8 protein-coding genes are annotated in these 10858 nt (G+C 39.5%); 3 read left to right on the top strand and 5 right to left on the bottom strand.

What is annotated here, in order from left to right; genetic code table 11:
* Window positions 1–9 precede the first annotated feature (9 nt).
* The 3 genes from corC (at window position 10) to BGP78_RS22565 (ending at window position 2761) form a co-directional block, all read left to right on the top strand.
* Window positions 10–888, top strand: a complete 879-nt coding sequence (corC, locus tag BGP78_RS01115; protein ID WP_119859675.1) for a CNNM family magnesium/cobalt transport protein CorC — start codon at window positions 10–12, stop codon at window positions 886–888.
* The gene (gene lnt, locus BGP78_RS01120; RefSeq protein ID WP_119859676.1) at window positions 866–2443 is read left to right on the top strand and encodes an apolipoprotein N-acyltransferase; all 1578 of its coding nucleotides are present in this window, start codon (window positions 866–868) and stop codon (window positions 2441–2443) included. Before corC ends, lnt begins: the two co-directional genes overlap by 23 nt.
* A gap of 159 nt (window positions 2444–2602) precedes the next feature.
* Window positions 2603–2761 (top strand): hypothetical protein, encoded by a 159-nt coding sequence (locus BGP78_RS22565; RefSeq protein WP_182912191.1) that lies wholly within the window; start codon window positions 2603–2605, stop codon window positions 2759–2761.
* A 1074-nt stretch (window positions 2762–3835) separates the two neighbouring features.
* Here the strand turns inward: BGP78_RS22565 and BGP78_RS01125 are convergent.
* The 5 genes from BGP78_RS01125 to BGP78_RS01145 all read right to left on the bottom strand — a co-directional run bounded on the left by BGP78_RS01125 (window position 3836) and on the right by BGP78_RS01145 (window position 10158).
* Window positions 3836–5407: a hypothetical protein gene (locus BGP78_RS01125; protein ID WP_119859677.1), complete on the bottom strand. Its 1572-nt coding sequence runs from the start codon at window positions 5405–5407 to the stop codon at window positions 3836–3838.
* A gap of 122 nt (window positions 5408–5529) precedes the next feature.
* The gene (locus BGP78_RS01130; protein ID WP_119859678.1) at window positions 5530–6990 is read right to left on the bottom strand and encodes a hypothetical protein; all 1461 of its coding nucleotides are present in this window, start codon (window positions 6988–6990) and stop codon (window positions 5530–5532) included.
* Complete coding sequence (locus BGP78_RS01135) at window positions 6983–7768, bottom strand: hypothetical protein (protein WP_119859679.1); 786 nt, start codon at window positions 7766–7768, stop codon at window positions 6983–6985. The genes BGP78_RS01130 and BGP78_RS01135 overlap by 8 nt, the downstream gene beginning before the upstream one ends.
* 65 nt (window positions 7769–7833) lie before the next feature.
* Complete coding sequence (locus BGP78_RS01140; protein ID WP_119859680.1) at window positions 7834–8613, bottom strand: Hint domain-containing protein; 780 nt, start codon at window positions 8611–8613, stop codon at window positions 7834–7836.
* A gap of 30 nt (window positions 8614–8643) precedes the next feature.
* Window positions 8644–10158 carry a S8 family serine peptidase gene (locus BGP78_RS01145; RefSeq protein WP_119859681.1) on the bottom strand — a complete coding sequence of 505 codons (1515 nt, stop codon included), beginning with the start codon at window positions 10156–10158 and terminating at the stop codon, window positions 8644–8646.
* Window positions 10159–10858 lie beyond the last annotated feature (700 nt).

Consider the following 10858-nt stretch of genomic DNA (forward strand, 5'->3'; position numbering starts at 1 on the left):
GACATAGTAATGAGCGACGATAACTCGCATAGTAGCCAGGGTTCTTCTAGCAAAACCTGGTTGGGACGCATCACTCAGATGCTGCAAGGGGAACCCCAAAACAAAGAAGAGTTGGTAGAAGTTATAGCTGATGCTCAGGAGCGTGATTTAATCGATCCTGAAACAAAAGATATGATGGAAGGTGTATTAGGCGTGTCTGAACTAAAAGTTCGTGACATCATGATCCCGCGCTCACAAATGATCACACTCGATGTGGATGAGTCATTAGAGCAGCAATTACCAAGCATGGTTGAATCTTCTCACTCGCGCTTTCCTGTGATATGTGAAGACAAAGACCACGTTGAAGGTATTTTGCTTGCCAAAGACTTGTTGCCACTTATCTTAAATAAAGACGACGCATTACCCGTTATACGTGAGTATTTGCGTCCTGCAATCGTGGTACCTGAAAGTAAGCGTGTTGACACGTTACTCAACGAGTTTCGTCAAAAGCGCTACCACATGGCCATTGTCATTGATGAATATGGTGGAGTCTCAGGTTTAGTAACCATCGAAGATATTCTTGAAATCATTGTTGGTGAAATTGAAGACGAGCATGACGACGATGAAGAACAGCAAGATATTCGCCAGCTTTCAAAGCATGTGTATACTGTACAGGCACTCACGCCGCTTGATGAATTCAATGAATTCTTTAAAACCGGTTACGACACTCACGAAGCCGACACAATTGGTGGCATAATTTTACACGCCTTTGGTCATATGCCTAGCCGCGGTGAAACCATTGACATTGAGGGGCTACAGTTCAAAGTAACTAACTCCGATAACCGTCGCATCATTCAACTTCAGGTCAGCGTACCCAAGACCGAGCATGTTGAGCAAGAAACTGAATAAACTTATTACCCTTTGTAAAGATCTACGCGCATGGCTTGCATTATTTGCAGGCCTGTCGCTTACTTTCGCTTATGCACCATTTAACCTTTGGCCATTGGTGTTCATTGCCATTGCTCTTGCGTGTTACTGCACCGATGTAAAAAGCACAAAGCAAGTTGCTAAATATGGTTTTATTTTTAGCTTTGGCTGGTTTGCTGCAGGTATAAGTTGGGTACACGTATCCATTGCACAATTTGGTGGATTACCGCTACCCGCTTCAATATTGCTGATGGCCTTTTTATGTGGCTATTTAGCCTTGTACCCCACACTCGCATTTATATGTGCCCATAAATTCAGCCAAACTCCTTGGCAACGCGTATTTCTCCTGATCAGTGGTTTTGCTATTTTTGAGTTTTTACGGGGTAAATTGCTTACGGGATTCCCTTGGCTCAGTTTTGGCTATACGTTAACAGACAGTCCCTTTAGTGTATTGGCGCCAATTATTGGTGAAATGGGCTTAACACTGTTGTGTGTTATGCTAGGGGCATGTTTATACCTGCTTATTACAGCTCGACAATACGTGTTATCGATTGGCGCTACCACAGCTATGGCGTTGTTATTTTTGATTAATCATTTTATTCAATCACCCACTTACAATAATAAAGTGATTTCTACCCTACTGGTACAAGGTAATATTCAACAAAGTTTGCGCTGGGAACCTGAACAGTTTTGGCCAACCATGTCTAAATATCGCGATATGACCCGCCGCCATTGGCAAGATGTTGACTTAGTCGTGTGGCCAGAAGCCGCTATCCCTGAAATTGAAGACATCGCATATCCCTTTTTAGAAGGGCTAGACAAAGCCGCGGCTTTTAATAATACCGCGGTGATCACAGGGATCCCAGACTATCAATTTAATTCTAAAACCGTTTACAATTCACTCATTGTACTCGGTAAACAGCAAGCTCACGACACCGAAGGCCATTATCAATATTTACACCGAAACCGTTATCAAAAACACCAGTTATTACCTATTGGAGAGTTTGTGCCGTTTGAAGATCTACTCAGGCCCATCGCACCACTCTTTAACTTAGCAATGTCGTCGTTCAATCGTGGTGAACGAGTACAAACTAACTTAGTTGCTAACGGATTGCATATTTTACCTGCGATTTGTTATGAAATTGCGTTTAGTGAATTAGTAAGAGATAACTTTACCGGTGAGTCTGACTTGCTATTCACAGTCAGTAATGATGCTTGGTTCGGTGACTCTCATGGCCCACACCAACATATGCAAATTGCTCGAATGCGCGCACTTGAGCTACAACGCCCCTTAATCCGTGTTACAAACAATGGTATTACGGGCGTCTTTGACCCCATATCAAAACAGCAAACCGTTCTCTCACAATTTACTGCTGATACCCTGAAAGTTGACGTAAAGTTACTTCAAGGCACGACACTATTTAGCCAATATGGACAAAAACCAATGTGGTGGACGATAGCAGGACTCATATTATGTGTGCTCATATCACGAACAAAAGAAAAAGTGTCAAAAAGTCTAGAAAAGAATTTTTTATAACGAATAACTGTTCAGTCATTATACTTCCTCCCAGCATCAACAATAACACTTAACCATATAATTTTATTATCCCCACCAAATGATAAGTACCGCGATACAAGCTTTGAAAAGCTTGTATCTTGATGTTACAATTCAAAAAACTCCAAAAAGGGTACAAAAATGAAGTTAAAAGCTAAAAAAGATACAAAAATGGAATTAAAAGCTAAAAAAATCAAAAATCTATCAACGACTCGTCATGAGATAGAAAAACAAACCCACTTGATCGCTGGTGGCAATACTGATACGGTAACAACGAATCTGGCGGTAGGAGCGGGTTAGTAGGGTCTCTGGTATTCCATACTCAAGAGCCAAATAAGTAAAAAGAATACAAGATACTAAAAATAATAGCTAACGCTAGTAAAGAGCAAACCTTTGAGCAACATAAAGGGTTTGCTTAACAATATTTATCGCTGAAGTATATTATATTTATCTTCTCTAAGCCCTATTTAAATGCTTTATTACTAGCTTCCATTTACCCAACTAAACAAAAGCCTGATTCAATTGTGAGTCTAAAAATAAGGTAATTAAACAACTGGTTTGTGAGAAGTGACTGTTCACAGTCTTTATATCCGCTATAATGAAGCGGCTCTTTACCAAAAGCTAACTCCTATTTTGTTAATTTTATCTAACTCAAGTATCAAAGTAATAGTACCCACTTGCTCTTTATTTAGCATGGTCCCCCTAATTACAAACTTATCACTCTTTAGTTTAAACAACATTACTATTTAATCGTAGCTAATACGTAAAAACAAACCTGCTAACCTATGGACTAATTTTACTCGCTATTTACTAGGGGCTGTTGATCTTTGCTATTCTATTTTTGTTCTTTTTGAGCGTACTTTTATCACGCCGCTTAATGTGTGCCCTAGTAACCTAAGCGAGTATTAAGCAACAAAGAGAAAAGGGTGCTCAAAAGAACCGGTAGGCAGCGCTTGATTGGCTTGTCTACTATGTTATCGGCTGACTCACATGGAATAACCATGCTACGCAGCCTCTGCCTGGTATAAAAGCTAATCAAACTGCTGCAAAAATGAACCTGAAAGATCAACAGCCCCTAATCACTAATGACGCATAGCTTGGCAACTCGTACGGACCTCTTCAGCGAAAATGCGAATATTATAACTACGGCGACTATAAATACGTTTAATAAACAGCGGTATCATTGGTGGTATTAGCCCATTCAGCCAATATGGTCAAACTCCAATGTGGTGGGGTGTGATTGGTATGCTGATCAGCGTGATTTTAATCAATGCAAAGCGGCTTTTTGCCACTAAGTTCGAACGACACTTTTTGTAGTAGGAATCAAGCAAAGCAGTCGAGGGCTTTGTATACACCAAAGCTCTCGACTTAAAGTTATTCTAGGAGAGAGAAGAACCCAAGGCGGTTTATCTCATCGTTTTTAAATTTGAGTGGATCTTGGATGCGACATGCCCCGTTATCTCGAGTAAAGTTCAAAACATCAGCCTCATCATCATCTTTTTTCATACACTCAAGTGGGATCATATTCCGAATAATATCACTTGGCTGAAATTGCCACTGCTCATCTGCTGCGGCTAATTTACTCTGTTGATACACGGCATAAGAGGTCGCTACCGGTGCAGCCCAAGAAGAGTGAAGTTCCCACTCTGGCGCATAGCGCATACCAAAAACATCCGATATCATTTTAGGTGTACTATTTGTCACATCAGAATTAAATCCCTTAATTCCAAAGTTTATAAATAGGTCTATATGTTCATGCCCGCCAAAGTGTTTCTTAAAGTTATTAAAAACGTCACGCCACTGGACTTTTCCATCATTGTCCAATGGGGAGTCTTGCTCAACTGTTGTATAGGAAACAACTCTGACACGGTTATCATAAGCGAGCGTATCTAACACGCTACTGACTTCATCAACCCCTCTTATTCCTGCTTGAATACCTAATACATCCGTTGAATTAAACATCGCATCATATACAGGTTTAACCGCCAATAATAATGACGTTGCTTCACCACTTTGCAATGTACCTTCACACTTACTATTAAACGCATTGGTTACATGCTCTAGTGTGTAACCACCTGAGAAGTTTATAAAATCAACTCCATATTTATCAATAGCGTTTGCTTTAAGGGAATCCGCCGCACTTTGCATATATGACAACAGCGAATTGCTATCTTTAGTGCACATTAAATCACTATGCTGCAAAAATGGTAAAAAACTCGCAGTGTCAACCAATACAAATTCTGCTGTAGGAATATGCTCAGCCAAATACCCTAGTACCATAGTGCCATGTGTCGCGTATATCATATTGGTATCAGGGTTAAAAATATCACTAGGTACCTTTTCTGTATAAACTTGAGCGAGCTCTTCTAACCATTTAGCGGGGATAAAACCAGGAACCATCGCATCATTTTGATTAGGATCCTCGAATGTAAAGGTATCTAGTTGTGACATTAACTGTTGACCCACTTTTGTCACTTTAATACTAGGGTTGCTTTCAATAAACGCCCTATTTTGCACATCATACCTAAGGAAAGCTTTAACTCTGCTGCGATAACGCAAAATGGCTTGAAACTCCATCCCTGCATCCAATACCAGAATAGTTTGCTTGTTATCAGTTCGCCCTTCATCAAAGTTACCATTAGAAAAAGCGATACTTTCAACAGTACAGAGCTCATGTTGCTCAACGACGTCTGCTCGACAATCAACACCCTCATCATTAAACCATTGCTTCTTTGTTAAAACGTAACTATCAGTTTGCGATTTTAGTGCTTGCAAAGAGAGCATCGGCTCTAAAGGAGGAGCTGTTGGTGGCACTACCGGATCAGGTAGCTCGGCCACGGGAGGTTGTGGGCGCTCAGCATCTGATGATGAACCACACCCAAAGAGGAAAATACTTGAGGCTGCACTGAGGGCTATTGCAGCTATTTTAAGTTGTAACTTTATCATTGGACTCCTTCCACATTAAGTTTACTCAGTGATAGATATATTATTCGTAACTGAACATGTCCAGTTACGAATAATATATACCAACATTAAAGCTAACAAAACATTACAATTGTTATTTATTGTTACTGCGCTAAGTATCCTAACCGATTCAGCTCATCTGAGCGATGCTTAAGAGGGTCTTGAATTCTACATTTACCTGAAGCATTTCGGATAAATTGATGCAAACTCCAAGAATAATAGCCATCATAGTTATAGCAATTGTATGAAATCAACTTATTTTTCAATAAATTAGGCGAAAATACTGCATGAGGGTTGACCTCATAAACTTTACTTTGTGTATTGATTGCATGTGAAGTAACGACAGGCGCTGCCCAAGACGATGACAATAAAGCCCAATCCGGAGCATACTGCATTCCGAACATATCAGAGGTCATTTTAGGCGTCTGATTACGTTGAAAAAAATTAATTCGACCATAACCAAAGTTAACGTACATATCTATACTTTGATTACCACCGAACTCATTTTTAAATTGATCGAATACTTGTTGCCAACCTGAGTCGCCATATTCAGAAACATGGGTATCGAAAGTTTCGGTTGTGTAAGGCTGAACTCGAATTCTATTCACATATTCGATAACATCTAATGCATCTGCATTATTGCTCGTGTCCCTTTTTCCTGATTGAATACCCAACGTATCTGGTGACTCAAACAAAGCTTGATAAACCGGCTTCAAAGACTCCAACAACTTTTTCGCACGAGAATCTGACAAACTACCGGAACACTCATTTTGCTGCCACGCCTGTTGTACGTGTGAACGTGTAAAACCGCCAGAATAGTTTACATACTCAACACCATGCTCATCAATCACGTCTGTTCGTATCGAGCTTGCAGCAGTTTGCATATAAGATGAAAGCGCATCATGATCTTTATCACATACTAGTGATTTATGCTGCAACAGTGGTAAAAAGCTTGCTGTATCAATTAATACGAACTCCGCCTTAGGGTTATGCTGAGCCAAATAACCAAGAACTTTAGAGCCATGACTAAAGTGCGATACTCCAGTCACATGGTCAGCAGTATCCGCAGGAGCTGCTGCACCATACGCAAGCGCCAAATCTCTTAACCATGCAGAAGCTAAAAAGCCAGGCTTCTGCTGTTGAGTATTAAAGTCTGTGTACTGAAATTGATCTAACTCTGTCAGTAACTTCTTGCCTAATTTAGAGATAGCAACACTTGGGTTACTCTCAACAAACGTTTGTGATGACACATCATAACTATAATGTGCCTTGATCCGACTGCGATATCTTAAAACACTCGCCAAGTCCATCCCTGAGTCCAAAACTAATACCGTTTGCCGGCTATCTACTCGCGCGGGATCATGTGCGCCATCATTGAATTCAACATGGGTAGTATCACACATGGCATGCACACTTTGCCCGCATTGAATGCCTTCCTGTGATATCCAATCAATTGTTTGCGTTACATATTCATCACTGAATACTTTAGTTGGATGAGAAAATGAAAGAGCAGGCAATGAAGAAGTGCCGAACATTAATGCACTCACTATTGATAACTTAACCATTACTAGATCCTTGTTTGTTAAATAATGCTTGTACGCGTGCGATAGACTCATCAATACTAGAATTTCTTAGAAAAACTGAGCCAAAAATATTTGCATATATCTTCCGCACCCGATCATGTTGCTCATCACTGTAGCCGAGCTCAGTCATCACTATTTCAGGGTGTTCAAGTACCTGTGCTTCTTCAAACGTATTAATCGAAGCATGCACTAACTCTTCTAAATCTAAGTCTTGGCGTTTCTGAAACCCTTGGTTATCTAAGGCTTGCTGGTCAAGTACTTCCGCCAACTTAACCGTTGTATCATATAGTTGATGCGGTTCGCCCTGATTTGCCAATTCCTCAAGCAGCTTGATTGAATAAACTCGTGCTAACGCTTGCTCTTCACCAAAGCTCTGCTTTGCATTTTCTAAATTCAGTAAGGTGTTTTTTGCAATGTCGACAGTATCAGAATCTTTTAATAGCTCTTGTAATTCAGCTTTCATAAAAGCAGATGAATTAAATTTTCCAACAGACATTTGCATACGTTCGAAAGCCACTAACATACGTTCTTTTGTATTAACTTCACCACTTTTTGGTAAAGGCTTTTCAGAGTCGATTTTGTCGCTAATTTTTGCGCTAATCTGTTCAAGCTTAGCTGTATTTGTTGTAATTAAAGACTGTTCCACATTGTGATTTTTCTCACTTAATTCACTGTGCTCAACATCACCCATATAATAAAATGCAGCTCCAACTAACACTGTAATTGATGCTGCTGATAAAATAATCTTTTTTGTACCCATCCTAAACCTCCAGAGAAATGTAACGTAAGGTAAAGGAAACCTGCGCTCCCTTTACCTTTAGAGGGTTACTTACGAATAATTACTTTACCAAGGTCAGCATGAAGCTGATTTTGCCAAGTAAGATCACCTACAAACATACCATTTGCAACAATGATATGGCTTGCTTTAGCGTCACCATTTGTTTCAAAGTTGTAAACATCATGCTTAGTGAACTCGCGAGTGATTGATGTTACTTCAAGCTCAGTTCCTTGTGCATTTAGCATCGTTTGACCAGCTTTAACATTTTTTGCAGAAATCATAGTACCATCACCTAACAACATACCGTGGTGCTGAGTAACTTTTAGCTCGTTGCCATCTTCAAATGTAAATACATATAAAGCCGGAGTTTCAGGTCCCTTCGTACGAGTTTTCATTTCAAACGAGTCAGTGCTTAAATCGTTTAAAGTCGCTTCGCCTGATAACGCAACAAGACCAAATGAGTTATCTAACTCTTTTGCACGAATGTCTTGAATTGAACCATCCTTCAATACACGAATAAGTGTATCTTGCTCAAAACAACCACACTTACATACAGCTGCAATATTTTGGCTGAAAAAGTCAATGATTGGATAGAAACCATTTGTTTTTCCCCACTCAGCGGCGCGGCGAGAAATCTTGCCGTTATCTACAGCCCATTCAATTCTCATGTGACACTCGCTTTGAGAGATTGGTTGATTTACACAACGCCCAGCTACACCTGCATCAACTTGAGCACGGTTAGAGTATGTGGCTAAATCCATCGTTGCACTCGCATTGAATGCAAACAAACTCACTATTGCAGCAAAAAATAAAGATAGTACTTTCATGTTCAGTTCCTTTTTAACTATTAACTAATTTTATTGATGATTTATTTTAAGAGTTACGTTGTTAAACGCAGAGTAACCATATGCGGATATATACCATGTGCCCGCTTTAGGGTTACTGATTACACATGATTCGTTGGATGTATCTGGGTTTTCTGAGGCACAATCACTATCAAGAGGCCATGGTGCAATGCCGTGTTTGAGGTATAAATCTGCATCACCTGTACCGCCAGATAATGTGACACTTAAGCGTGATGTTCCAGCTGGTACATCATAAGTAAATAACTTATCTTCGCTTTTAGCACCACTAATTACCTTAACTAGGCCACCATCATCGCCACCAAGCTTGGCATATACTAGTTTATTAGGTGACCCTTTTACGTCACGAATAACATTTGGTGTAGCACCTGAAGATAAAGCGCTATCTAATTGTCCTGGACTTAAACTAGGGTTATTTGCTAACTTTAATGCAGCGACACCTGCCACGTGTGGGGCAGCCATAGACGTACCACTAATAGTACGTGTTGCATTATTCGATCCTATCCAAGCTGATTTTATTGAAGAGCCAGGCCCGAATACATCTATACATTTACCAAAATTAGAGAACCCTGAGCGACTGTCACCAGAAGTGGAAGATGCTACTGTAATAGCCGCAGGTGTGCTTGCTGGTGAACGACCACATGCATCAGAGTTTTCATTACCGGCAGCAACAACAAATGCAACACCCTTATTTACTGCACTTGTAACAGCATTATTTACTGCTTGTGATTTTCCACCACCTAAGCTCATATTAGCTACAGATGGCCCGTTTGCATTATTCGCAACCCAATCGATACCAGCGATAACACCCGCATAACTACCTGAACCTTGACAGTTAAGGACTCGAACACCAACTAGGTTAGTATTTTTAGCAACACCATAAACAGAGCCTCCAATAGTGCCGGCAACGTGTGTACCATGCCCATTACAGTCAGATGCATCATTGTCATTATCAACAAAGTCATAACCACTACGAGCTCTACCACCAAATTCAGCGTGGCTATTCAATATACCGGTATCAATAACATAAGCAGTAACACCATTGCCTTGATTTGGCGCTTCATATTTGTTATCCAAAGGCAATGCTCTTTGATCGATACGGTCTAAGCCCCAGACTGGGTTATTTTGCAATATAGACAAGTCTGATTTAATTGGCTTCACTGAAACAACCGCATCCTGCTCTACAAAATCCACATCAGGGTGCGCTAACAACTTAACCAATTGGTCTGGGTTAGCTATTACTGATACACCTGATAAACTTGCCGAATACTGTCGCTGCACTTCAATTCCTACTTCAGCGCTGATCTTATCTGTTACCTTGGACGTAAATTCTAATTTAGCTTGCTTATCGCTGTTTATTACAACCTGAGGGACCTTATAAACAACAATATAGTTGTTATCAATTGCCTTAGTGCCTGCAGCATTGCTATAAAAATCAGCTGCTTGTGATGAGAACACTGTGCCTGCGAGTAAGCCCAGTGTAATTGGCGTAAGTCTCCATTTATTCATAATTTATCCTTATTTTAATTATTAACTAAATATTTTAACACCTCGTTCAATACAAATACGAGTAGCCAATACTGCATACTTCAGAGACACTTACCATTCTACCTAAATGAGGCGCAACAAAATCGTGACAGATAAGAAAGTAAAAATAAACAAAAAGGATGTAATTAATTAACATTTATTTATTTAATTAACAGAATCAAGCGAATATAAAAAATTTAATTACCAATAAATAATATTATTTGTTGGTAATTAAAAGTAAAAGGAGGAAACCTCTATAATAATTAAAAAAAACACAACTAATAGAATTTAAATAAAAAAAAGCAATATCCATATAATCACATTAATGTGATTATTAACTTAGGAATCAAGTTTATTAATTTTATAAAAAATTAAAGTAATACCCGCTCTGAAAGGCTACATAGGTTAACAAACTGGCTTCGAGTAAACCCATTTACATAGTTTTTTACTGAGAATTAAACCGTTTAGACCTTTATCTATATAACTCGTATCGGCGTTGTTTCCTAAATAATTGAACTTCTTTGGTTTGGTGCGATCAGATCATTAAATGCCTTAACCCATGATGCGAAATGAAGAAGAAAATTAGGAATTGGTCACAGTACAACCGTGCTTTGGTTCAACGCGGTAACATCAATATTTGGCTAAGTGATAGTGCCATCTCAAAGTGGCAGAATACCGAAAA

The sequence above is a fragment of the Pseudoalteromonas sp. MSK9-3 genome, assembly GCF_003590335.1.
GTDB lineage: Bacteria > Pseudomonadota > Gammaproteobacteria > Enterobacterales > Alteromonadaceae > Pseudoalteromonas.